Source organism: Winogradskyella wandonensis (assembly GCF_004346845.1).
GTDB classification, from domain to species: domain Bacteria; phylum Bacteroidota; class Bacteroidia; order Flavobacteriales; family Flavobacteriaceae; genus Winogradskyella; species Winogradskyella wandonensis.
The window spans coordinates 204,803-230,358 of record NZ_SMGI01000001.1 but is presented as its reverse complement, the minus strand read 5'-3'; the positions used below and the strand labels follow the sequence as shown (position 1 = coordinate 230,358).

Sequence of the window (25,556 nt, the reverse complement as noted above, 5' to 3'; positions counted from 1 at the left end):
CTGTTAAAACTATTTTCTAATTTTTTGTTGGTAAAAAACTATAGGTTTTACTGTACTCTAACATCTGCTCAGGAAATCCTTCTGGCTGGGTTACCTTTATTGCAGTAATCTCTCCGTTTTCATTCATTTCTGGCACTAAAACCGGATTTACAAAACCACTGTAAGGTGCAGATGTAAATTGCTTGTTACGCTCTAAAACTTCTTTATGAATAGCTTGGTCTACTTTAACACCATAACCTTCAACTAAATCTTCTACAGCAGCATAATCACCTTCCGATTTTATACGTTGCGTTTCGCGTAATAACTGTCCGAAAAGCTCGTGTAATTTATCGTAATCATTGATATTGAAATACGTTTTTCCATCACGAGTTACTTTCTCAATGACATTATCTGCTTTTCCTTTTTCATAAGCCCAGGCACTTACCCACTGTCGATTACGCATGTGTGCTTCTTCAACATCATCACCTAAATTCAAACGGATTAATTGCGTCATCAAACCATTACGGATATAGCCATCATACGCTGCTTTACCAACATTTTCCCAATTATCAACTAAACCTAACTCTTGAAGTTTTGGACTATATAAATAGTAAAGACCAACTAAATCTGCACGACCTTCTTCTAAAGTAGATGCATAATTCTTCAGCGTTTCTTTTGTTTCACCTACGCCCGGATTTAATTGACCTGAAGCATGACCAATCACTTCGTGCAATGCGGTGTGTAATTTGTCTGCTAGTTGTCCGTATTCTTCTTCTAACTTTAATTCTTCTTCATCGTGTACAAACTCTTTCAATCTGCCTGTGCTTCCTGCATTATTGTAAGCATTAATAATATTTCCTAGAGAAACAGACTTACTTCCTACTTCTTTTCTTATCCAGTTGGCATTTGGTAAGTTTACACCTATTGGCGTACTTGGTGACGCGTCACCAGCTTCTCCTGCAACAGTTACAACCTTATAGGTAACACCAACAACACTGTCTTTTTTGTGCTCGTCCATTAAAGGAGAATTATCTTCAAACCATTGCGCATTATCTGATAAGACTTTCATTTTTTGAGACATATCAAAATCGTTGATTTGTACAATGTTCTCATAACTTCCGCGGTAACCTAATGGATCGTTATACACTTCAATAAAGCTATTAATGTAATCGACGTTACCTTCTGTAGCTGCAGTCCAAGCCACATTGTAGTCGTCCCAAGTTTGTAAATCGCCCGTTTTGTAATAGTCGATTAATAAACCAAGAGCGTTTCCTTGAGCTTCATTTTCGGCAACGGACTTTGCTTTTTCTAACCATTTTACAATCTCATCGATAGCGCTTCCGTAAAGTCCACCAGATTTGTAAACACGCTCTTTTAATTCGCCATCTTCTTTTACCAGTTGTGAGTTAAGTCCAAAAGACAAAGGTCTATCTGGATTAGGTGATTTCTTAGCGGCGTAAAACTTCTCGACATCTTCGTTTGTGACATTAGGTCCGTAAAAATTTACAGCAGATAACGCCACATTATCTACACCTTTTGCCTGGTTTACCTTTTTTAAATCTTCATCATTAAATATAGCGGCATAAGCCATACCATCTAGTTTGGTACCCGTAGCTTTTAATAACTCATTGAAGTATGCTTCATCAAAACCAGGCTTTAATTTATCGTTGGAATAATGATGATGAATACCATTACTAAACCATACGCGCTTTAAATAGACCTCAAACGCTTTCCAATTATCCGATGTTTTATCTCCTGCGTAATTTGTATAAATATTCTCAAGTGCTTTTCTAATGGCTAGGTTATGTCTGTAGTTTTGGTCCCACATTATATCTCTTCCTGCCAAACCTGCTTGTGTTAAGTAATACACCAGCTTCTGCTCCTTTAAAGTTAGATTTTCCCATCCAGGAATTTTATAACGTAAAATTTTAATGTCTGCAAATTGCTCAACGTTATAACTAAACTCTTTTGCTTCTGGAGTGGCTTCTTTTTTATCATCTCCACATGAAAAGAAAAGTGAAGCTAATAAAGCAATACTCAATATTGATTTTAATTTCATTTTGAATTGATTTAAGTTGTACACAAAGGTAACACTAAAAAGACATACCTTAAAATTGCTATCTTTGATTTATAACTAAAATCAATCCCCTATGAAAGCTTTAAAATATATCATTTTTCTGCTCTTAATTATTGTTATTGGACTTGCTATCTATATTGCGGTACAACCCAATTCTTACGAAGTAGAACGCGGCAGAACGATTAAGGCGCCTATATCTGTTGTTTATAATAATGTTATTGATTTTAAAAATTGGGAAGCTTGGAATTCTTGGAAAGAAGAAGATGCAGATATTAATATTTCTCTGTCTGAAAAAACTAGCGGTGTTGGCGGTTTGTATTCTTGGACACAAGACGGTGATGTTGGTACGATGACCACAGTAGCAGCAGCCAAAAATGACTCTATCATTCAAGAAATGCAGTTTTCGGACTACCCTAAATCTAACGTGAAATGGAATTTTATAGCAAATGATGATGGAAGCACAACTGTTAACTGGAAAATATCGGGAAAAGATTTACCGTTTGGCTTTAAAGCCTATGTAACGCTTACAGGAGGCATGGAAAAACAAATTGGGCCACATTACGAAAGAAGTTTAGAGCTCCTAGATGAACAAATTCAGAAAGATATGAAACGTTATTCTATTGCTGTTGATGGTATAACAGAGCATAGTGGTGGATTTTATCTTTATAATACTACGTCTAGCAAAATGTCTAATTTTAAGGAGAAAATGCAACAGATGTTTCCTAAAGTAGGTGGCTATGCTATTAGCAATAACATTAGGTTTGCTGGTGCGCCTTTTGTACTCTATCATCAATGGGATGAAGCTAACAATGCTGTGATGTTTTCGTGCGGTGTACCAATAAGCTCTAAAATAATTACAAACGAACCTGAAATTCTAACCGGTCAGCTAAAATCGTTTAAAGCTGTAAAAGTGACTTTAAAAGGGGATTACGAAAATCTAAAAGAAGCTTGGGAAAAAGGCATGGCTTATATAGCTGAAAACAATCTAGAACTTATTGAAGATGGTCCGATGCTAGAATCTTATTTAACTGATCCAACTAGTCAACCAAACCCTGCAGATTGGGTTACGGAAATCTTTTTAGCTGTAAAATAAATGAAACAATTACTATTAGTTTTTGTAGGTGGCGGATTAGGAAGTGCTTTACGCTTCTTGGTAGGAAAATGGCTTAACAGTTCTGAAAACGGTATACCTTACGGTACATTTGCCGCCAATGTTGTTGGTAGTTTACTTATTGGAATTATACTTGGTCTTGCTGCAAAAAATGAAGGTTTATCAGAGTCTCAAACCTTACTTTTAGCTACAGGTTTTTGCGGTGGCTTTACGACGTTCTCAACCTTTGCCTACGAGAACCATGTATTTCTAAAATCAGGAGATTTTATGTCGTTTGCACTCTACACAATTGGCAGCTTTGTTGTTGGTTTTTTAGCTGTATTTGGAGGCATGTATTTGGTGAAGTAAAACTATTTAAAAGACTTTCTATTCAAACTAATAACTGAATACTGGTTACTGAATACTGCCTACTACTTCTTAAAAGCCTTAACTCCAGCTTCCACTCTTGCATCTAGGTAATTTACGCGAGGTACAATTGGGCAAGAATACTTTTCGTTGAACGCGCAAAGCGGATTGTATGCTTTGTTAAAGTCTATCTGTATAGTATCGCTTTCAGGAATTCTTAGGTCAATGTAACGTCCACCAGAATAGGTTTCCTCTCCGTTAGTATCATCTAAAAAAGGTAAAAATAGATAATCCCTATAGGCCTCAGAATTCAGGTTTTCTTCACCTTGATAAACGTTTAATTGATATGTCTTTCCTTTTAGTTGAAAGATAGCAACTCCAAATATACGTTCACGAGATAAACGCTCTGTTGTGGTTTTCATGTTAAACCATTCTGAATCTGGAGTACGCTTTAATGAAGCCTTGACAACATAACTCGAATCGAATGGAAAGAAATCTAAACCATCAAAGTTTTTTAAATCCTTAGCCTTTAAAGGCGATTTTGAAGCGTCCTTGAATATATTGTTTTGTTCAATCTGGTAAGCCGTTTCTCCGATTGCAGCCGGTTTTTTCTCTGAACACGAAAAGAGAATAGCAAACAAAACTAAAGCATTAATAAATTTCATATCGTCCTTTTTTCTATCCCAAAAATACAACTTAAACATTTTTTTTATAGTTTTGAGAGCAAATCAACGCAAGACTAAATGAAATTTTCGATTGTAACATGTAATCAAAAGCAGACTTCTAACTATAGAAGGCGGACTTTTTGTGTGTTATAATGTTGATATATTTAACTAACCAAAACCCATTAAAAGTCCGACAGCAAACAGTGTCGGACTTTTTATTTATAGGATTATTATAAAATGAAAAAACTTTACACCAATTATATCAACACCTTCAAAGGTTTATCTACTGAAGTTTGGTGGCTCGCGCTTATAACCTTTATAAACAGGTCTGGTACGATGATAATTCCATTTTTGTCGTTGTACCTAAGAGAAGATATGAAAATAAGCCAAACCAATGTTGGCTGGGTAATGACTTGCTTTGGACTTGGCTCAGTCGCTGGTGCGTGGCTTGGTGGAAAGCTCACAGACAAAATCGGTTACTATAAAGTTATGGTAAGGAGTCTTCTTTCCACAGGTTTTCTATTTATTGGACTACAATTTTTAGACACGTTTGCTCAAATATGTATTGGTATATTTTTGGTTATGACTGTTGCAGATACTTTTAGACCTGCCATGTACGTTGCCATGAGTGTGTATAGTAAACCCAAAAATAAAACGAGGTCTGTCACTTTGATTAGATTGGCTATTAATTTAGGCTTTTCGGCTGGACCTGCCATTGGTGGACTCATTATTGCAACTATTGGTTATAGTGGCTTATTTTGGGTAGATGGCATAACGTGTATTCTGGCAACAGTACTATTAGTTAGCGTTCTTAATCCGAGAAAAGCTAAAGCGGTCGACACTGACGTTAATGACAATCCTATTTCTGTAAATAAAGACAAACCGTATTGGATTTTCTTTGCGGCTATGGTGCTTTTTGCATTCATTTTTATGCAGTACTTTTCAACTATGCCTCTTTATTACAAGGATATCCATCTATTATCAGAGCCTGAAATTGGATACCTTTTAGGTCTAAATGGACTTATCATTTTCTTAATCGAAATGCCCATTATTGCTTGGTTAGAAAACTCTAATTATACAAAAATTGGTCTCACATTATTTGGATTAGCACTTACCATTTTAAGTCTTTTTGTACTTAATATTACACCATGGCTCGGTATACTCGTAATCGGTATTGTGCTAATGACTATTGGCGAAATGATTGGTTTCCCCATGTCTAATGCTTTTGCCATGCATCGTTCTAAACGCGGAAAACAAGGCGAATATCTCGCCATGTATGTTATGGCGTTTTCTATTGCAAGCATATTTTCGCATAATGCGGGTTTACAAATGTCAGCCTATTTAGGTTATGAATTTACTTGGTACTTTATGTGCGCGCTTGGAGTTGTAGGCGTTTTACTTTTGGTATATTTAAAACGAATTTTGAAGAAGAAAAACGAACTTTATTAATATGAAAAAACTGCTTATAGTCGCCTTAGCTTTTTTAAGCTTAAGCTGTAACGATAAAAAAGAAACAGAACATTCTGAAACAGATAATACGTTTGTAGAAAAACAATTTCCAAAATTAGAGCCAAAGCGCTATAATGTGGCGTTTCTTATTATGGATGGTACTTACAATACAGAATTAACAGCGCCTTACGACATTTTTCAGCATACGATTTTTAGAGAAAATATCAAAGCTATGAATGTGTTTACGGTTGCGAATACAGACGACCAAATTACGACTTTTGAAGGCATGCGAATACTTCCAGATTACAATTATATTTCTGACAAATTACCAAAGATTGATATTCTTGTTGTGCCAAGCGCCGAGCATCATTTAGACTCAGATTTAGACGATAAAGCGATGATTGACTTTGTGAAAAAAGTTGATAAAGATGCTCAATTTGTAACCTCACATTGTGATGGCGCTTTTGTTTTAGCTGAAGCTGGACTACTCAAAGAAAAAGTGTCTACAACGTTCCCAAGTGATATAGATAAAATGCGTGAGCGTTACCCAGATTTACTTATTAGAAAAGATGTTCTTTTTGTACATGACGGTAAATACATTACTTCAGCAGGTGGCGCAAAATCTTTTGAAGCTGCGCTCTATCTTTGCGAATATTTATACGGAAAAGAAATCGCTCAGAGTTTAGCTGGTGGTTTAGTCATCGATTGGAATTTAGATAATGTTCCTCACATTGTGGTGGAATAATTTATTTCAAGGGTTTTACCACGTTATGATTTACCACATGAGATAACACAATCTGTGTTTTCGTTTCGCCATATACAATAAGCTGGTCAATAAATTTTTCTAAGTGCGATTGGTTTTTTAAAACCACTTCCATCACAATGTTTTCGTTTCCTGTAATACGGTAACAATTAATAACCTCATCATACGTTTTTACCTTCTCTAAAAACGGTTTTAACATGCCCATAAAAGCACGAAGTGTAATAATGGCTTTAAGTTGATATCCCGCAGCAAAAGGTGAGATTAGAGTTTTATATGACTGAATAATTTCGGCATCTTCCATTTTTTTTATACGTTCAGCTACGGCTGGAGAACTCACGCCTATACGCCTTCCTATTTCGACATTTGTCATCCGAGCATTTTCCTGTAAACACTTTAAAATCTGCCAATTAAGTGAATCTATTTTCATTTAAACTTTTTTACAAAAATTAACACATAAATTAAAGTAAAAATACATAATTACTTTAAATACTAAAGCATAAACTAGGTTCAAGTAACTAAATTCGTGTAAAATTTGCTATATAGGTGAACTATTCAATACCATCAAATCTTTCAAATATTCCGCTTTATCAGAAAGCTATGGATATTTTTCTTTTATCGCGAAGTATTTCCACATACTTGAGTGACGATTTGTGTGTTTTAAATATTGATGGCAAGGAGAATAACGATATCTATTTTACTGGGGATATTATTCAGCAATCTTCAAATTTAGCTCCAGAAATTCTTAATGCAGAGCGCGAACGCTTTTCGGACAAGAAGCACAAGCACATTGAGAGTTTAGACCGCTTAACGTATCGTTTGTATAAAAATTGTAAACGCCTAGAAAACACTAAAAGTAACGGTCGCGATTATTTACCAATTCTTAGAAAAGAGCTTAAGAAATTTAGAAAGCTTCAGCGTCATTGGATGTTGACGCTCTAAAACTAAAGCTTCCCTTTAATTAAGTCTTTATACTTTTTAAGCTCCTCAAGTACCTTTTTTCTAAGTAAAAAAAGTCCAATCATATTTGGTACCATCATTGCAAATACCATTGCATCACTAAAATCTACAACAGCGTTTAGCGTAGCAGCAGAACCAATAATAGTAAATATGCAGAATATGATTTTATAAGTATACGCTGTAGATTTCTTTCTTCCGAATAAATAACTCCACGACTGATAACCGTAATAAGACCAAGATATCATTGACGAAAACGCGAATAGGATTACAGCTACGGACAACAAATATGGAAACCAAGAAATTCCGCTTTCTAACGCTGTTGCTGTAAGTATAACACCTTCTTCATTACTCAAAACCACTGAGGTATCTACACTACCTGTAATAATTAAAACTAAGGCTGTCATTGTACAAACCAAAACCGTGTCTATAAAAGGTTCTAACAAGGCCACCAAACCTTCTGATGCTGGATAGCTGGTTTTTACAGCACTGTGCGCAATAGATGAACTACCAATACCTGCTTCGTTACTAAACGCAGCACGCTTAAACCCTTGAATTAATACGCCCACAAAACCACCTCCAATGCCTTCTGGACTAAATGCACCATCCCAAATAGCAGCGAATGCACTTGGAATTTTAGAAAAATTAATTCCTAAAATAGTCAATACTGCCAAAATATAGACCACAACCATAACTGGCACAACTTTATCTGTAACCTTGGCAATTTTCTTAATACCTCCAATAATCACAACACCTACAGCAATGGCCATAACTAAACCAAACAGCCAACCTTGACCGGATAGAAAACTTGCTTCGCCTCCGGTAACATATTCGAATAACTTAAAAGCTTGGTTGGCTTGAAACATATTACCTCCGCCAAAAGAGCCTCCAATACACATTATGGCAAATAGTATAGCCAGTACCTTTCCTAATTTATCAAACCCTTTTTCTTTAAGTCCTTTTTTTAGGTAATACATTGGCCCACCATAAATAGTACCGTTTTCATCAACCTCACGATATTTTACACCTAAAGTACATTCTACGAATTTGGAAGACATTCCTAGTAGACCTGCTAATACCATCCAAAACGTGGCTCCAGGTCCACCAATAGATAATGCTATAGCTACTCCTGCGATGTTACCTAAACCAACAGTTGCAGAAACAGCGGCTGTTAAGGCTTGAAAGTGACTTACTTCACCCTCGACTTTACCTTCGACTCTAATAGTGTCGGGCTGGTCACCATCTATTGTTGAAACCATGTTTGAAACCGAAACTAAACCTCCACTTTCTAGATTATCATAATTTCCTTTTGCAACTCTAATTGCAGTGAAAAATTCTCGAAAATTTATAAGTTTAAAATAGGACGTAAAATAGGTAGCCCCTAAAATTAGAACGATGAGTACCCAAGGTAAACCAACACTTTCTGTTATTGGAATTTGAGCTAGAATGGCATCCGTAAACCATTCTGTGGCATTGCCAAATTGAGTATCAATTTGTTCATCTAATGATTGATTCTGTAAGCTTAAAAACATGACTAAAAATTTTTAAGCAAATTGTGGAGATTATCAATAGAGCAAAAGGTTAAGTATTGCTGTTTGTTTTTAAACATAATGGCTAAGCATATGCTTAATCATTAGAGTTTATTGTAGCATATTTAAGCAGATTATTAGACTTTACGTAATCAATAAGTTGCGCCTTTCCATCAGAACCACTTATATTCAAAAGTTTTTTAATTTGATAAATATGTGTTTGAAAACCGTCTACACTTATGTGCATAGCCTCTGCTACTTCTGTATAAGACTTCCCTTTTCCTAATAATGCTAAATTGGCTAAGACTTCTTTTTGTCGGTCAGATAATTCCACAACACTCTTTTTTCTGAGTTCTTCCAACTCGGTCTTCATAGATTTTATAGTATCTAAATGACTTTCGTTAGCCAATTCAGTTTTAGAAAGTTGAATTTTTAATTCTAAATTCTCATCAGATAATTGTTTTACTAAAGATTGTTGTTGTTCTTTTTCAGATAAAAATTTCCAACTATATAATAAGATTGAAAACAATAAAATAAACAGAAACTTAAATGAGATTGAAGTAATACTACCAACAACTGCCCAGAATCCTTGGTCAATATAATTGATGACTTGGTCTTGCGGAATAATGCGATGCGTCACTGCGACAATTATCAAAAAGAATAATGCGAATGTTGGCAGATACATAAATTTCATCTGACGACTTTTAAACGCTTTATTCAATTCGTACAAAAGCGATAATGCCACAAATACCGAAACCGGAATATCTATTAACCAAATAAAGTTATTACTAATGTTGTCATTTGTATATGATGCCGCTATAAAAACAAATGCTATCATCCCCAAAACGCCAGAATAAAGCCCAATGAATTCTTTAGTAGAAAATCGTTCTACAAGGCGCACGACCATGCTTCGGGACTCGTTGTGTTCGATTGATGGCAATGACAACAAAATACATAACGAGTTTGCAATAGAAATGACTACGCCATAATAAATAATCAACTTATTGGAACTTTCCCATTCAAGAATATTGACAAACAAAACGTTGAACAATGCGCCTAATCCCCAAACAAATATGGCCAGTCCAAACCATTTTATACCGTTAATGGCATTCGGGTTTGTGCCTCTATTTTTTTCTTTAATATAAATACGCTGAATAACAATCGCCGTTATAAGGCAAACTATTGTTGTGACTGTATATTCAATTGTTGCAAGCATTATATAGTTTGAATGACTAAATATAGAAAAATCCCTTGATGAAAAGGGATTTTGTATTCGTTCTTACCGAAAATATTGATTAAGCTTTTGCTAATCTTGGTTCTTTAATTTTAAAACTCTAGCATTACTCATATAGCCGTTTTGGAAATTGGCAATCTTAGAATTCCAGTCGTCCGCTATAATTATAGACTGAAACTTATCCATACTTTCCGTCAATCTTAAAATATGATTATAAGCGTTGTGGCGCCCTAAGTAATCGGCATCCTCCAAAGCAAAAATCTGAATTTCCCCTAAATGCAATGCATTTTGAAAATATAACTTTGTAATAAAAGCCGGCGTACCAATAACGATGTCTTGTCCATAATAAATAGCTACTTTTTGTTTTTCGAAATCGTAACGCTCGCTTGTGGCGTAGACACGTAAATCTGTATTGGCAGTATATTTTAAGAATTCCTCTTCGAGTTTAAGAACTTTCTCTTGATTTTCAACAATGATTAATGCTCTCGGCGAATCTTCAAAAGCTTCTGCTTTTAATTTATTTATAGTATGAATAATGAGCGCAGTTGTCTTTCCGCTTCCTTTCTTGCCGATTATATAGGCATCAGCGCCACTTTTTATAGTTGGTAATACTTCTTTTTGAAATGGCAAGGGTGCTTCAAAATTTAATTGCTCAAGCGTTTCCTTTAATAGTGGATTTAGTTTTTTGAATGACATAGTTAGTTATTTCACCCTTCGACAAGCTCAGGGTAAGCGATTCGTACAGCTCTAAATTCTCTTTAAATCTCTTCTAAAAAGCCCCTTCGACAAGCTCAGGGTAAACGAGATTCACAATTTTGAATGCGCTACACTTTTCAAAATTGGAATCCTGTTTACATATTTCGTCTATACTGTCCGCCTACTTCAAATAGGGCACTTGTTATTTGTCCTAAAGAACACACTTTACAGACTTCCATTAGGGCTTCAAAAATATTTTGATTGTTCACTGCTTTGTGCTGTAAATCTTTCAATAATTCTGAAGTGTCATGCGCTTCATGTAAATTTTTTAGTGTTTGAATTTGAAACTCTTTCTCTTCTTCCGTAGCTCTAATAACTTCAGCTGGTTGAACCGTTGGAGAACCTTTACTACTTAAAAATGTATTTACGCCAATGATTGGAAATTCACCATTATGCTTCAAGGTTTCGTAATACAAACTTTCCTCTTGTATTTTACTACGCTGATACATGGTTTCCATAGCGCCTAGAACACCGCCGCGCTCTGTAATTCTATCGAATTCTAACAGAACAGCTTCTTCAACCAAATCGGTTAATTCTTCAATAATAAAGGCACCTTGAATTGGGTTTTCGTTTTTAGCTAAACCTAATTCCTTGTTTATAATTAACTGAATAGCCATGGCACGACGCACTGATTCTTCCGTAGGTGTTGTAATCGCCTCGTCATAAGCATTTGTATGTAATGAGTTACAGTTATCGTAAATAGCGTATAACGCTTGAAGTGTTGTACGAATATCATTAAAATCGATTTCCTGAGCATGTAAACTACGTCCTGAAGTTTGAATGTGATATTTCAACATTTGCGCTCTTGGATTAGCGTTGTATTTATGCTTTAGTGCTTTTGCCCAAATACGTCTTGCTACACGTCCAATTACGGCATATTCTGGGTCAATTCCGTTGGAGAAGAAAAAGGATAAGTTTGGTCCAAACTTATTAATATCCATGCCGCGACTTAGGTAATACTCAACATAAGTAAATCCATTAGAAAGCGTCAATGCCAATTGTGTGATTGGATTTGCACCAGCTTCAGCGATATGATAACCAGAAATAGATACTGAATAAAAATTACGAACAGCATTATCTATAAAGTACTCCTGCACGTCACCCATTAGGCGCAACGCAAATTCTGTAGAAAAAATACATGTATTTTGCGCTTGGTCTTCTTTAAGAATATCTGCCTGTACTGTTCCCCTAACTTGAGCAATAGTCTTAGCTTTTATATCTGCATATACGCCTGCAGGTAAGACTTGGTCACCAGTAACACCCAATAACATTAAACCTAAACCATCGTTACCTTCTGGCAAATCCCCATTATAACTTGGACGGACTTTACCTTTGTAGATTGAAGCAATTTTTTTTTCTACTTCTTTCTCTAAGCCGTTTTCTTTGATGTAAATTTCGCATTGTTGGTCAATGGCTGCATTCATAAAAAAGCCAAGTAACATCGGCGCAGGACCATTAATGGTCATACTCACAGATGTCATTGGGTCTGCCAAATTGAAACCAGAATACAATTTCTTAGCATCGTCTAAACAACAGATAGATACACCAGCATTTCCAATTTTACCATAAATATCTGGTCTGTAATCTGGGTCGTTTCCGTATAAAGTTACACTATCAAAAGCGGTAGATAAACGCTTTGCAGGCATACCTAAACTCACGTAATGAAAACGTCTGTTGGTACGCTCTGGTCCACCTTCTCCTGCAAACATACGTGTTGGGTCTTCTCCTGTGCGTTTAAATGGATATAAACCTGAAGTATATGGAAATTCACCCGGCACATTTTCTTGCAACGTCCATCTTAAAATATCGCCCCAAGCAGAATACTTTGGAAGCGCTACTTTAGGAATCTGAGTATGCGATAATGACTCAGTATGTGTTTCAATTTTTATCTCCTTATCTCTAACTTTAAACGAATAAATAGGATTTTTATAGCGATTTACTTTTTCGTCCCAACCTGTAATGACTTCCCAATTGTATGGGTCGAGATTTAGTTTTACACGGTCGAATTCAGCAATTAGTAGTTTTACGAAATCTTTGTTTTCGTCTGACGCAGCGTTTAATATGGCATCACTTTCAATTCCGTGCTTACTCAGATGAGATTTCTCACTTTCGTTCGAAATGACAGCTACAGAACAAATCGTTTTATAAATACCGTATAATTTCTGAGCCACTTCAACTTGTGTTAAAGCCGTTTGGTCGTAAGCACGATTACTTTCGGCAATTTCAGAAAGATAACGTGTACGATTTGGTGGAATGACAAAAATCTTCTCGCTCATTTCTTTAGAAATCTCGAAAGTCGATTTTAAATCTGCATCTGTCTTCTCTACAATTTTATCCATAATGGATTTGTAGAGCGTATTCATTCCTGGGTCGTTAAATTGTGAAGCGATAGTCCCAAAAACAGGCAAATCGTCTTGATGCACATCCCAAAGATTATTGTTACGCATGTATTGTTTCTTTACATCGCGTAACGCATCTAAAGCACCACGTTTATCGAATTTATTGATAGCAACTAAATCTGCAAAATCTAGCATATCGATTTTTTCGAGTTGCGTGGCAGCGCCGAATTCTGGCGTCATAACATATAAAGCCACATCACTATGCTCCATAATTTCGGTATCAGACTGACCGATACCTGAAGTTTCGAGAATAATTAAATCATACTCTGCAGCTTTTAAAACTTCAATAGCTTCATTAACATACTTAGATAAAGCCAAGTTCGATTGACGTGTCGCCAGACTACGCATATATACTCGTGGTGAATTAATGGCATTCATACGGATTCTATCTCCTAAAAGTGCGCCACCTGTTTTACGTTTAGAAGGGTCAACAGAAACCAAACCTATTGTCTTTTCAGGGAAATCTATAAGGAAACGTCTTACCAATTCGTCTACTAAAGAGGACTTGCCAGCACCGCCAGTTCCTGTGATTCCGAGAACAGGTGTTTTTGATGTTTTATTCTTTTCTTCGATATATTTTAAAGCATCTTTTGCTACTTCAGGAAAATTTTCAGCTGCTGAAATTACACGCGCAATATCTTTGGGGTTTTTATTTTGAAGTGTTTTCACTTCACCATTCAAACTATCTCCAATCGCGAAATCAGATTTTTCAACCAAATCATTAATCATCCCTTGCAGTCCCATGGCTCTTCCATCATCAGGAGAGTAGATACGCGTAATACCATAGTCCATTAGTTCTTTAATCTCTTCGGGAAGGATAACGCCACCGCCGCCGCCAAAGATTTTTATATGACCTGCTCCTTTTTCTTTCAGAAGGTCGTACATATACTTAAAATATTCGTTATGACCTCCTTGATAAGAAGTCATTGCAATAGCATTAGCATCTTCTTGTATTGCAGTATTCACAACTTCTTCAACACTTCTATCATGACCTAAATGAATAACCTCTACGCCTGTGGATTGTATGATACGGCGCATAATATTTATAGCAGCATCATGTCCATCGAAAAGTGATGCTGCGGTTACTATACGTACTTTGTTTTTTGGCTTATATGGTGCGACTTGTTTCATTCGTAATTGGGTTGCTTTTTAGAGCTGCAAATTTACTGAAATTATAAAAATCAATAGCTTTTGTTATGAAATGTTTAATGATAATTAGGAGTACGAAACCTCATAGTCATTTAGGTATTAGATAAAATTCTAAAAAATTTGTTAAAACGTATCTTTTTTCTTACTTTTAAAGTTCCATCTTTCAAAAAATCAGCTTTTTACAAAAAGAGAACGGTGTTTATCATTTTCTTTTTGGCAATTTTTACATTAACCATTAACTCAAAAACCAATTATTTTATGAAAAAAAAATTGTTATTAGTCTGCTTTTTAGCAAGTGTAGTTTTTTCCTATGCACAAGACTTACCCTCTAATCCAACCCCAGGAAAATGTTATGTAAAATGTATTACCAAAGATACATTTAAAGAAGTTACAGAGACGTACCAATCGTCTCCAGAATATACAACGCTTAAAGTCCAACCAGCAACTTACAAGACTGTAGAAGAGCGCGTATTAGTTAAAGAAGCTAGTAAGAGATATGAATATATCCCAGCTGTTTACGAAACTGTTGAAGTATCTTATGTAAAAAAAGAAGATGCTTCTAGACTAAATGTTATTCCAGCAACTTTTAGTACGGCGAGTAAAACTTACGAGACTTACCCCAAAACGTCAGGGTGGGAATACAAAATTTTAGAAGATTGCCCTTCTGTTAATAAAGACGATTGTGTTGCTGCTTGTTTTGTTGAGTATCCTGCACAATTTAGAGAAGTATCTTACACGACTTTAGCCTCTGATGCAAAAACAACTAACGAGCCAGTTCCTGGTAGAAATGCTACATACTCAAAACGTGTTGTAAAAACTCCAGCTAGAGTTAATGAAATAGAAATTCCGGCTGAGTACAAAACGATTACAAGACAAGTAGTGGATACACCTGCAAGAGCTATTCCTACAACAGTTCCGTCTCAATCAGCGACAATTACTAGAACTGTTTTAGATAAAAAAGGTGGAATTTCTTCTTGGGAAGAAGTAGATTGCGAATTACTAGACCCTAATGTATTACCTGTATTCTACGAATTAGGTAGTGCTCGTTTAACGGCAGCTTCTAAAAAGACAATTGATGAAACATTACTTCCAATGATGAGAGATTCTAAAGTAAATGTAGAAATTATGTCTCATACAGATTCTAGAGGTAATGACGATTTTAACCAATCTTTATCTCAGCAACGCGCTCAGTCTGTTGTAAATTATTTAGTGTCTAAAGGTATTTCTAGAAGTAGATTAACTGCTAGAGGTTTTGGAGAAACTAGATTGACAAACAGATGTTCTAATGGTGTTGATTGCTCTGAAGCACAACATCAAAGAAACAGACGTACAGAATTTAGAGTAGTTAATGCAACAAATTAAATTCTAGTTTACTTAATAGAAAAAGCACCTGTTTTAAGGTGCTTTTTTTATTATGATATATTGTGGATATTTGACTTTCTCCTTCTTAACCTTTATTCCGTACTCTTCGAAATTACTTTGCATAAACTCGTAATACTTGTAATGCACCTGCCAATCGTGAATACCATTGATATAGGTGTCGTTAGATGATGATATAACAACAGGTATATCTAAAGCTTTAGATAACTGATACGATACATCTTTTAAACTAACATTGTCTGCTGAGATATCGCTATCGCTTACTAGATATTTAGAGGATACATCGCCCCAATTAATTTGGTTAGTATCCCAAAAGTTTGGGTTTCTTACTTTTAGCGTCAACGCTTCTCCAAGTACTTCACTTTCCTTAACTTCTAAACCAAGCTTATCTAAAATTTGGTGACTAGCACTAGGATTATAGGCATCAGATAGCCTTATGTAAACCGTATAATTTTTGTTTAAAACAGGTTTAACGAGAATTTGCTTCTCATTAACTTTAGATATATAACTTAAAATCTTATCTAAACTCCCGTCTAACTTCAGATGAGTTTTACCATACGAAATGGTAAACTCACTGTTTTCATTTTTATTATATTTAATTTCTAAATCATCCTTAGGTTGATAATCTTTTATCACAGCCGATTTAGCCTTTACTTCCTTCACAAATTTTGAAAGTGATTTTCTATTTTGATTCTGTCGCAAAAAACGAGATATCATACTAGAACTTAAATCCGCTGGGTGGCCTTGCCAGAGTTTTTCGCCTTTTGCGTTAAATAGTATACCATTTGGCCTGGAATAAATGTCGTATGATTTAAACGTATTCCCTTCAAAATCTACGGCTATTGCTAACTTAGATGGTTTCTTTTTTAAATAAGCTTTTACTTTATCTGCATTTTCATCAGATAAAGAAATAACATAAAAATCTTTTGGATGCTGCTGTTGAAGCACGGTTAGCATTTCTTTAGCGTAAACACATGGGCCACACCACGTTGCCCAGAAATCTACAAAATAAAGCTTGTTGGCGTCTTCATTAGCTATTTTAGATTCCTGAATAATTTCTGAAACTTTAATCTGAGAATAGCTTATTGATACTACAAAATAAAGTATTGTAAAAAATGTAATTCTTAACTGTAATCGTTTCATAATCATATATCTGCTTATTTAAACAAATACCGTGCTAAAGTTACTATTTATATTGATTTGGTCAATTTTCTTAAAATAGAATATAGCTCTTAAGCAGGTAAACGTAAGTTTTATGTATATATTTGATAGGTTATAATTACTATTTAAGACACTAAATCATGAAAAAATCATTAATACTACTAATTTGTATTTCACTTATAACTTCTTGTGCAGAACTACAGCAAGTGGTTAATCAGTTACCACAAGGCACAGTAAGTAATGCTGATATTGCTTCTGGGCTAAGACAAGCTCTAGATTTTGGAATTGACAAGCAAGTATCGAAACTCACTCAAAAAGATGGCTTTTTTAAAAATGAATTAGTTAAAATTTTATTACCTGAAGAATTACAAAAGGTTGATAAAACACTAAGAAATATCGGTCTAGGAAGTTTAGCAGACGAAGGACTTAAAGTCTTAAATAGAGCAGCAGAAGATGCCGTAAAAGAAGCGACACCTATATTTGTTAATGCTGTAAAAGGAATAACTTTTGCAGATGCAAAAAACATACTCTTAGGTAATAATGATGCCGCCACTCAATATCTGACAAGCAAAACAAAAACAGAGCTTTACAATAAATTTAAGCCCGTTATTAATAATTCATTATCTAAAGTTCGCGCTGACGAAATTTGGGCAAACCTTATAAATAAATACAATAATTTACCTTTGACTAATGATGTAAATCCGGATTTAACCGACTATGTCACCTCAGAGGCATTAAACGGCGTTTATACTATGATTGCTGTTGAAGAAAAGGAAATACGCACTAAACTTTCTTCTAGAACAACTGATTTACTAAAGAAGGTTTTTGCGCTTCAAGATTAATAAAATTTAACTTTCTGCTTTTCAATAAATTAAGTATATTTAAAACAGAATTAATCCGTAATGCTTAATACTATTAAAATTCTTGAGAAGAGAAAAAAACTTAAAGAGCGATACCTTCGGTTGGTAGAAGATGCCTATAATTTTAGACAAACTGACCACGAGTTAAGCGATATATCGGAATATCATGCCATGCAATTATTGCATAAGATTAATAAATTAAAATTCCTGGAGCGCGATTATACCTCGCTTTCATCCTAATTATTATTCTTTTCGCTTATACAATCCATCAAAGGCAGTCACAACTTTTTCGCCTTCCTTTGTCTGCGTTATAACTTCCCATAATTGCCTTACAGTGCCATCTTCATTATCTGTCCATGTGACACGATTTATAAATTGTTGACCTTCTTTATTTAAATCGGGGTCTGTTTGAAGTATCATTTGGTTCTCTACTTTGTTTCCTTTAAGATGTAAGCTTACACCTTGATTGTCTATCCAGACTTGTTCCCATTGTTTCTTCGTTCCGTTATAAAAACTATGACTTGTCCCTGTATAACCTGGCGAAGCACTTGTCCAATTTTCTTGGAGAACACATTTATTCTGGATTAATTTTAACTGATTTGTCCCAGCTTTATTCCCATTAGGTAAAGTGACTTCCCATTCGCCCTCCCAAAAAGAGAACTCAGCGTGTTTTTCAGTACAACAAGCGCAATTAGTGCTTTGAGCGTTTAATTGCAACGCAAAGACAACAAAAAGCAGAAGTGTAATATGTGATTTCATGTTGATTTAGTTTTCTTAAAGTTATTAAAGGACATTTAATTAACTGCTAATATTAACATAACATTCGACTAATCGAAACTATAGATATTTGTAACGTAGAAGATTAGTTAGATTTTACATCATGTAAGTTAGTTGAAGAGGTCGGTATGCTTATATCGACTTTTTTCATTCTTAAATGTCATTGAAATAGTTATAAGATTTCTGTAATCGGCTTCCATACCAAGAAAATAATTCGCCATCAACTAATTGAATGGTCTTCTCTGGAAACAATCCCTTTAACTCTTTAATATGTTTGTTTTTAAAAGGATAAGGTTCACTAGAAAGCATGATTATATCTGCCTCATTTAGCTTGGGATGGCTTAAGTCTATTTCAGGATATCTAGACTCAGAACCAAACACATTACTAAAATTAGCTTCTCTGAGCATCGCATCAATAAAAGTATTTGAAGCAGCAACCATCCATGGATTACGCCAAATAAAATAAGCTGCTTTTCGTTTGGGTTGATTTTTAACTATGCTTTGAAAACGGCTTCGCTCTTCCTTGATTTTTGAAATGAGTAAAGACACTTTTTCTTCCACCTTAAAGATATACCCATACATTTTAAACAACTCAAAAGCATCATCCAAGTTATAGATATCACTGATGTGAACGGGAGCAATTCCTTTAAGACTTTCAACGATTTCAAGGCTGTTTTCTTCCTTGTTGCAAAGAATTATATCTGGTTGAAGCGCCATAATCTTTCCGATATTGACATTTTTTGTGCCACCGACAATAGTCTTTTCTTTTCGTAAATCTGGAGGATGAATACAGAATTTTGTAACGCCAACTATAGCATCTCTTAAACCTAAATCAACTAACAATTCGGTTTGAGAAGGCACTAGAGAAACGATACGTTTTGGTATCTCTTTTAAACTAAGTTGTTTATTGAGTTGATCCGTAAATATCATCAGAATATTTACTTAGCAAGTATCGCTTTCATTTCAGATTGTAGAGCCGATGCTTTCTTTGCAGCTGCTTCAGCAAAATCCTCGTTTTGAGACGCGTAGATAATCCCTCTAGAAGAGTTAATTAATAAACCTATATCGTCAGTTATTCCGTATTTACAGACATCTTGTAAGTTTCCGCCTTGAGCTCCAACGCCAGGAACTAACAAAAAACTATTAGGGATAATCTGTCGTATTTCAGCTAAATATTCGGCTTTTGTAGCACCAACAACGTACATCAAATTTTGAGAGTTTTCCCAAGTTTTTGATGTCTCTAAAACTTGCTTATACAGTTCTTTCCCATCAACTGTCTTAGTCTGAAAATCGAAAGCGCCTTTGTTAGACGTCAAAGCTAAAAGTATGGTGTGCTTATCCTTAAAAGCCAAAAAAGGCTCTACAGAATCCTTACCCATGTAAGGTGCAACCGTCACACTATCAAAACCTAAATCGTCGAAAAACGCTTTGGCATACATACTACTTGTATTACCAATATCGCCACGTTTGGCATCTGCAATAGTATATATTTCAGGGTGATTTTTGTTAAGGTATTTAATCGTTTTTTCTAATGCTTGCCATCCTTTGATACCGTAAGCTTCATAAAACGCTGTATTAGGTTTGTAGGCTACACATAAGTGATGTGTGGCATCTATTATTGCCTTGTTGAATGCAAAAATCGGATCTTCTTTATCTAATAAATGATTAGGTATCTTATTTAAATCAACGTCCAATCCTATGCAAAGGAAAGATTGTTTTTTTTTGATTTGAGTTATAAGTTGCTGTGTTGTCATAAGCCTCCTAAATCCTCCAAAGGAGGACTTTAAATTATATTTTATTTACCTAATTAATAAACTCAGCAAAAATTTTATTCAATTGTAGTCTACTTAGAATCAAAAACAGTTTCTGTTATAATATTCAACAATTTTATAAACTTCCTTTCGTTTCAACTCTTTGGTTTCAATTTTATCAATAAGATCCACACATGAACTAAGATATTTTAAATGGCTTTTCTTGAACTTTGTTCCTAATTTAATGAGCTCATTATCCTTTTCTATATAGAATAATGAATAGCTACCAGCTCCAAATCCATTAAAATTTCCATTTCCATCAACCAAACCAGGATTATAACCATTTAATTGATATAAATTTATTCTTCCAATAGCAATAAGCTCTAACAGGATTGGGCTCTTATTTTTTAACTTTTTATATCTATAAAAGGCATCAGTGATATCGTAACCTGAAATATCAGAATAGTCAAGTGAAACTGGTTTCGAATTTTCAGAAACTTTAAATTTGACTCCTCCGAAATTCTTGTGTTTTATAAAACCTTTAGCCTTAGTTCCATCTAAATAATTTATGGTTCCTCTTTCGTATTGTGCCAATAAAGTTGTGGTACAACATAAAAAAGCTAAAACAATCAGTTTTATTCTCATAAAATCATTTGAATTTTTACTAAATTAAGTCTTCACTCGATTTTAACAGCTCAGTATTTTCAGCCAACATTAATTCGTCTATTATTTTTTGGATATCACCATTGATAATATTTGATAAATCATAAAGTGTTAATCCTATTCTGTGATCTGTAACACGACCTTGTGGATAATTGTAGGTTCTAATCTTTGCACTACGATCTCCAGAGCTTACCATACTTTTACGTTTCTCAGAATCGGCAGCTTGTTTCTTGGCTAACTCCAGTTCGTATAAACGCGAGCGTAAAACTTTCAAGGCTTTTTCAAGGTTCTTATGAGAAGATTTTTGGTCTTGGCAACTTACAATCATACCTGTTGGTTCGTGATGTAATTTAATTGCCGAATAGGTTGTGTTTACCGACTGACCTCCAGGACCTGTTGATGTAGTTCGCTCGATACGTACCTCTGTCATGTCTAACTCTACATCAAATTCTTCGGCTTCTGGCAATACCATAACGGTAGCAGCACTAGTATGCACACGCCCTTGAGTTTCGGTCTGAGGCACACGTTGTACACGGTGTACGCCTGCTTCGAACTTTAAAGTACCGTAAACATCTTCACCTGAGACTTCAAAAATTATTTCTTTAAAACCACCCGAAGTTCCTTCACTTGTACTTACGACATCGACTTTCCAACCTTTGTCACTGCAGTATTTAGAGTACATTCTATATAAATCTCCAGCAAATATACTTGCTTCATCTCCACCTGTCCCTGCTCTAACCTCGACCACCACATTTTTAGCGTCATCTGGGTCCTTTGGTATTAAAAGAAAACGGATTTCTTCTTCTAAAGCTGGCAAACTCTCTTTAGCTTCGTCGAGTTGCATCTTGGCCATTTCTACCATTTCAGCGTCAGAACCATCAGCTATAATCTCTTCAGCTTCTGCAATATTATCAAGCAATTCTTTGTAAACTTCGCCTTTGTCTACAATCTTTTTTAAGTCTTTATATTCTTTATTTAGCTGAACATAACGTTTTTGATCAGATATAATATCTGGCTGAATGATAAGGTCATTTACCTCATCGAAACGTTGCTTAACTATTTGGATTTTTTCTAACATCTATCATTAAAAATTGAGGGTAAAAATACGATAATTATTCAATTTTGCTCAGAGTTTCCTCAGTACATATTAACAAGCAAAAATATTTAATCGTAAACTACGTTAACAAGAGTATATGCATCGTCTCCTAGCTATACTTGCATTTTACAAACCGTTTGTAGTTTGGTCATTTGTGATTAACGCCATAATAGGTTTTTTTAACCCTCATTTAGCACCAGCACTCATTACCAAATTATTTTTAACGGTTTTTGCGTGGTATTATGTACATGAAACTTCGCAGCGACGAAAATTAACATTCTATAAAAATTTGGGAATATCTCCTGTGAAGCTATTCTCGATACTTTTTTTAATAGACAGTGTGTTAACCATCATATTCCTTACTATTTTTAAGGAATTCACATAAAAATAAAATGATATTTGAATTAGATAATGTAGAACTTTACTTTAAAAACAAACGTATTTTAAATGGTATTTACCTAAAAGCAGAGACAGGAAAAGTCACTGGCATTTTGGGCAGTAACGGCTGTGGAAAATCTAGTTTGCTAGATATTGCTTTTGGAAACCTGAAACCAAAATACAAGTTAATTAGAATTGATAAAACCCCAATTTTAAAGCCCTTGTACTTGACAAAATTGGTTAAATATTTACCACAATACGACTTTATGCCAGGGAGTTTTAAACTCTGCAAACTGTTTGATTTATTTGAAGTTAATTGGGACGTGTTCGCAAAAGATTTTGAGGAATTTGCACCATTTAAGATGCGAAAAATCAGTCAGCTATCTGGTGGGGAACGACGCTGTATAGAAATTTACATTATTCTGAAGAGTAAAAGTGAAATTATTTTCCTCGACGAACCTTTTAATGGCATTGCACCAATAATTATAGAACGTATAAAGGCATTGATAACTGAAATAAAGAAAAACAAAATAGTTATTCTTACCGACCATAAATACCAAGACGTCATCGATATGGCAGATGACATCTACTTATTAAAAAATGGCACAACTAAGTTTATTAAAAAACTTAGTGAGTTGGAAGATTATGGGTATTTAAGCGAAGGCCAATTACACTAATTTATACCTTCTACCTTATTTAATTCATCTAAGTTAAGGACAATGCCAATACCCAAAAGTTGTTTCCATTGAAGCTTTGGACCTTCTAAAACAATCGTTTCGTTTGTAATTTCATTTTGAATAACCTCCGTTTTAATATCGTCGTCATAACGTATATGAGAACCAAACATAGCATTGATATACTTGTTAACTTTGAAATCGAAATTAATCTCCCAGTCGATATCTACATTACCAAAATTATTGAGATAATCAGAATATAGGCGCATTAAACTGTTTAGCTTTACGTTTTCGAAAATCTCATCTTCGTATTGGTTAGTGAATAAGATTCCAAGCTCGGTTCTGACTTTATCACCTTTACGCAAAAGATTTCCATCCATATCGTAAATAGCTGCATCTACTCCAAATGCACCAGAGTTTGCTAAATCATCGTCTAAAACAAAGGTAGTTTTTAACGTTGCTGGCGAGGCATAGAATGATAGCTTCTCGATATGTCGCCCATATTCCGAGCCAACACCCAAAAATAAATAGCCCGGTGCCATAAACCTAGATATCGGGGCTTCGTCCGGGTCATTAAAGCCGTTTGCAAATTGTGTGTTAAAACTAAATCTTACAGAATAAAACCAATTGCTATTCTTACTCTTCTCGTACCCGAAATTAGAAATTAACGAAATTGCATCTTCAGTTTTTCTAACTGGCTCTTGCTCTTGTTTATTTAAGCCGTATCGCAGATTTATAGATGAATTCCAGAAAAGCTTTTCATTTTTGTAATTGGCTCGTGCTTTTCCATTAATTATTGCAGAAATAGAATTTGCTCCACCTGCATTCCAATTTGTAAATGAGACTTGATTAAAATATAATCCAACTTCTTTGTTAGTCTTCCATCCAAAATCTTTTGTCTTATCTTCTTTTGGGTTAATAAATAAGTCGCTTGGCTGTGACCAGGATGAAAAAGTGAAAAGAAAAAATAGACAGAAAAGTGAAGGTAATCTGTTAAAACGCATACAAACTAATATTCAAAAATACCGTAATCGCTTTTAATCGTTAGCCTTTTAGAATTTGAAGCTTCTACTCGTCCCACGATTTGTGCATCAACATTAAATGATTTTGAAATCGAAATAATATCTTCTGCAACTTTTGGATTGACATATAACTCCATACGATGACCACAATTAAACACTTGATACATTTCTTTCCAATCGGTTTTGGATTGCTCTTGAATTAGCTTAAACAACGGCGGAATAGAAAACATGTTGTCTTTAACGATATGTAAATTATCTATGAAATGAAGAATCTTAGTTTGCGCACCGCCGCTACAATGTACCATTCCATGAATATCTTTACTATTATATTTATTTAATACAGCTTTAATAATTGGCGCATATGTTCGTGTTGGTGATAATACCAATTTGCCTGCATCGATAGGCGAACCTTCTACGGTATCCGTTAATTTTGTTTGTCCTGAGTATACCAATTCTTCAGGTACAGCAGCATCAAAACTTTCTGGATATTTCTGTGCCAAATACTTATGGAATACATCGTGCCTAGCAGAAGTCAATCCATTGCTTCCCATACCACCGTTGTACTCGGTTTCGTAAGTTGCTTGACCAAATGATGCTAATCCAACAATAACATCACCTTCCGAAATATTGGCATTGTCTATAACTTCACTTCGTTTTATGCGCGCAGTAACAGTAGAATCTACAATTATTGTACGCACTAAATCACCGACATCGGCAGTTTCGCCTCCAGTAGAATGGATGGTTACGCCGTGTGATTTTAAATCCTCTATAAGCTCTTCTGTTCCGTTTATAATTGCTGAAATTACTTCGCCTGGAATCAAATTCTTGTTTCGCCCAATGGTAGAAGACAACATAATATTATCTGTAGCGCCTACGCATAACAAATCGTCAATATTCATAATAAGCGCATCTTGTGCAATGCCTTTCCACACCGATACATCTCCGGTTTCTTTCCAATACATGTAAGCCAAAGACGACTTAGTTCCCGCCCCGTCAGCATGCATAATCAAACAATAGTCATCATCGTTAGTCAAATAATCAGGAACTATTTTGCAGAATGCTTTGGGAAATAAACCCTTATCAATATTTTTAATTGCGTTATGCACATCTTCTTTTGACGCTGAAACACCACGCTGCGCATATCTCTTACTTATATCTTGACTCATCTGGAAACTTATATGCCACAAAAATAATTTATTAAATAACTATTTCTAAAATATTAAAAACAAAAAGCTCCTTTTACTTCAAAAATGAATGATGAAAACGTAATTTTTTCTTTCCGAAAACCTTATAGTTAATAAAGTGAACACTTATGTTAATAACAATTTGAATTTTAACGGTATTCTCATTGAATTTTCATATTCAAAAAATGAAAAACTTTTAT

At 34.8% G+C, this 25,556-nt stretch carries 24 protein-coding genes; 9 read left to right on the top strand and 15 right to left on the bottom strand.

Annotation, left to right across the window (positions count from 1 at the left end; translation table 11 throughout):
- Window positions 1-16: 16 nt before the first annotated feature.
- Window positions 17-2,038 (bottom strand): dipeptidyl-peptidase 3 family protein, encoded by a 2,022-nt coding sequence (locus tag DFQ05_RS01110; protein ID WP_132702709.1) that lies wholly within the window; start codon window positions 2,036-2,038, stop codon window positions 17-19.
- A 91-nt stretch (window positions 2,039-2,129) separates the two neighbouring features.
- On the opposite strand from DFQ05_RS01110, the gene DFQ05_RS01105 reads away from it, so the two are divergent.
- Both DFQ05_RS01105 and crcB read left to right on the top strand, forming a co-directional pair.
- Entirely contained in the window at window positions 2,130-3,149 is a 1,020-nt protein-coding gene (locus DFQ05_RS01105; protein WP_132702707.1) for an SRPBCC family protein, read from the top strand.
- Window positions 3,150-3,515 (top strand): fluoride efflux transporter CrcB, encoded by a 366-nt coding sequence (crcB, locus tag DFQ05_RS01100; protein WP_132702705.1) that lies wholly within the window; start codon window positions 3,150-3,152, stop codon window positions 3,513-3,515.
- A gap of 62 nt (window positions 3,516-3,577) precedes the next feature.
- Here crcB and DFQ05_RS01095 read toward each other — a convergent pair whose 3' ends face one another.
- Window positions 3,578-4,177, bottom strand: coding sequence for a DUF1684 domain-containing protein (locus DFQ05_RS01095; protein ID WP_132702703.1), 600 nt, complete (start codon window positions 4,175-4,177; stop codon window positions 3,578-3,580).
- A gap of 237 nt (window positions 4,178-4,414) precedes the next feature.
- Between DFQ05_RS01095 and DFQ05_RS01090 the strand changes: the two genes are divergently transcribed.
- Entirely contained in the window at window positions 4,415-5,626 is a 1,212-nt protein-coding gene (locus DFQ05_RS01090) for an MDR family MFS transporter (protein ID WP_132702701.1), read from the top strand.
- A gap of 1 nt (window position 5,627) precedes the next feature.
- Window positions 5,628-6,371: a DJ-1/PfpI family protein gene (locus DFQ05_RS01085; RefSeq protein ID WP_132702699.1), complete on the top strand. Its 744-nt coding sequence runs from the start codon at window positions 5,628-5,630 to the stop codon at window positions 6,369-6,371.
- 1 nt (window position 6,372) lies between these two features.
- Here DFQ05_RS01085 and DFQ05_RS01080 read toward each other — a convergent pair whose 3' ends face one another.
- Window positions 6,373-6,816, bottom strand: a complete 444-nt coding sequence (locus DFQ05_RS01080) for an Lrp/AsnC family transcriptional regulator (protein WP_132702697.1) — start codon at window positions 6,814-6,816, stop codon at window positions 6,373-6,375.
- 116 nt (window positions 6,817-6,932) lie between these two features.
- On the opposite strand from DFQ05_RS01080, the gene DFQ05_RS01075 reads away from it, so the two are divergent.
- On the top strand, window positions 6,933-7,328 hold the full coding sequence (locus DFQ05_RS01075; RefSeq protein ID WP_241974185.1) for a hypothetical protein: 396 nt from the start codon (window positions 6,933-6,935) through the stop codon (window positions 7,326-7,328).
- A gap of 2 nt (window positions 7,329-7,330) precedes the next feature.
- Here DFQ05_RS01075 and DFQ05_RS01070 read toward each other — a convergent pair whose 3' ends face one another.
- From DFQ05_RS01070 to DFQ05_RS01055, 4 genes are all read right to left on the bottom strand, one after another.
- Window positions 7,331-8,875 carry an alanine/glycine:cation symporter family protein gene (locus tag DFQ05_RS01070; protein ID WP_132702695.1) on the bottom strand — a complete coding sequence of 515 codons (1,545 nt, stop codon included), beginning with the start codon at window positions 8,873-8,875 and terminating at the stop codon, window positions 7,331-7,333.
- Between the two features lie 94 nt (window positions 8,876-8,969).
- Window positions 8,970-10,088, bottom strand: a complete 1,119-nt coding sequence (locus DFQ05_RS01065) for a hypothetical protein (protein ID WP_132702693.1) — start codon at window positions 10,086-10,088, stop codon at window positions 8,970-8,972.
- A 90-nt stretch (window positions 10,089-10,178) separates the two neighbouring features.
- Window positions 10,179-10,802 carry a DEAD/DEAH box helicase gene (locus tag DFQ05_RS01060; RefSeq protein WP_132702691.1) on the bottom strand — a complete coding sequence of 208 codons (624 nt, stop codon included), beginning with the start codon at window positions 10,800-10,802 and terminating at the stop codon, window positions 10,179-10,181.
- 155 nt (window positions 10,803-10,957) lie between these two features.
- The gene (locus tag DFQ05_RS01055; RefSeq protein WP_132702689.1) at window positions 10,958-14,392 is read right to left on the bottom strand and encodes a methylmalonyl-CoA mutase family protein; all 3,435 of its coding nucleotides are present in this window, start codon (window positions 14,390-14,392) and stop codon (window positions 10,958-10,960) included.
- Window positions 14,393-14,668: 276 nt separating this feature from the next.
- On the opposite strand from DFQ05_RS01055, the gene DFQ05_RS01050 reads away from it, so the two are divergent.
- On the top strand, window positions 14,669-15,772 hold the full coding sequence (locus DFQ05_RS01050) for an OmpA family protein (RefSeq protein WP_132702687.1): 1,104 nt from the start codon (window positions 14,669-14,671) through the stop codon (window positions 15,770-15,772).
- Window positions 15,773-15,805: 33 nt separating this feature from the next.
- On the opposite strand, the gene DFQ05_RS01045 is transcribed toward DFQ05_RS01050, so the two are convergent.
- Entirely contained in the window at window positions 15,806-16,933 is a 1,128-nt protein-coding gene (locus DFQ05_RS01045; RefSeq protein WP_158281880.1) for a TlpA family protein disulfide reductase, read from the bottom strand.
- A gap of 158 nt (window positions 16,934-17,091) precedes the next feature.
- Here DFQ05_RS01045 and DFQ05_RS01040 point away from each other — a divergent pair, with 158 nt between their 5' ends.
- Together DFQ05_RS01040 and DFQ05_RS01035 are read left to right on the top strand one after the other, a co-directional pair.
- Window positions 17,092-17,793 (top strand): DUF4197 domain-containing protein, encoded by a 702-nt coding sequence (locus tag DFQ05_RS01040; RefSeq protein ID WP_132702683.1) that lies wholly within the window; start codon window positions 17,092-17,094, stop codon window positions 17,791-17,793.
- Window positions 17,794-17,853: 60 nt separating this feature from the next.
- Window positions 17,854-18,051 (top strand): Lacal_2735 family protein, encoded by a 198-nt coding sequence (locus DFQ05_RS01035; protein WP_132702681.1) that lies wholly within the window; start codon window positions 17,854-17,856, stop codon window positions 18,049-18,051.
- 3 nt (window positions 18,052-18,054) lie between these two features.
- Here DFQ05_RS01035 and DFQ05_RS01030 read toward each other — a convergent pair whose 3' ends face one another.
- The 5 genes from DFQ05_RS01030 to prfA form a co-directional block, all read right to left on the bottom strand.
- Window positions 18,055-18,570 (bottom strand): hypothetical protein, encoded by a 516-nt coding sequence (locus tag DFQ05_RS01030; protein WP_132702679.1) that lies wholly within the window; start codon window positions 18,568-18,570, stop codon window positions 18,055-18,057.
- Window positions 18,571-18,741: 171 nt separating this feature from the next.
- Window positions 18,742-19,518: an ABC transporter substrate-binding protein gene (locus DFQ05_RS01025; RefSeq protein ID WP_132702677.1), complete on the bottom strand. Its 777-nt coding sequence runs from the start codon at window positions 19,516-19,518 to the stop codon at window positions 18,742-18,744.
- Window positions 19,519-19,526: 8 nt separating this feature from the next.
- On the bottom strand, window positions 19,527-20,342 hold the full coding sequence (gene pyrF, locus DFQ05_RS01020) for an orotidine-5'-phosphate decarboxylase (RefSeq protein WP_132702675.1): 816 nt from the start codon (window positions 20,340-20,342) through the stop codon (window positions 19,527-19,529).
- A gap of 99 nt (window positions 20,343-20,441) precedes the next feature.
- Window positions 20,442-20,933, bottom strand: a complete 492-nt coding sequence (locus DFQ05_RS01015; protein ID WP_132702673.1) for a hypothetical protein — start codon at window positions 20,931-20,933, stop codon at window positions 20,442-20,444.
- Between the two features lie 70 nt (window positions 20,934-21,003).
- The gene (gene prfA / locus DFQ05_RS01010; protein ID WP_132702671.1) at window positions 21,004-22,080 is read right to left on the bottom strand and encodes a peptide chain release factor 1; all 1,077 of its coding nucleotides are present in this window, start codon (window positions 22,078-22,080) and stop codon (window positions 21,004-21,006) included.
- 410 nt (window positions 22,081-22,490) lie between these two features.
- On the opposite strand from prfA, the gene DFQ05_RS01000 reads away from it, so the two are divergent.
- Window positions 22,491-23,153 (top strand): ATP-binding cassette domain-containing protein, encoded by a 663-nt coding sequence (locus tag DFQ05_RS01000; RefSeq protein ID WP_132702669.1) that lies wholly within the window; start codon window positions 22,491-22,493, stop codon window positions 23,151-23,153.
- Here DFQ05_RS01000 and DFQ05_RS00995 read toward each other — a convergent pair.
- Together DFQ05_RS00995 and DFQ05_RS00990 are read right to left on the bottom strand one after the other, a co-directional pair.
- A complete protein-coding gene (locus tag DFQ05_RS00995) occupies window positions 23,150-24,154 on the bottom strand; it encodes a DUF3078 domain-containing protein (protein WP_132702667.1) in 1,005 nt (334 codons plus the stop codon). The genes DFQ05_RS01000 and DFQ05_RS00995 overlap by 4 nt on opposite strands.
- Window positions 24,155-24,159: 5 nt before the next feature.
- Window positions 24,160-25,338, bottom strand: coding sequence for an AIR synthase related protein (locus DFQ05_RS00990; protein WP_132702665.1), 1,179 nt, complete (start codon window positions 25,336-25,338; stop codon window positions 24,160-24,162).
- Between the last annotated feature and the right edge of the window lie 218 nt (window positions 25,339-25,556).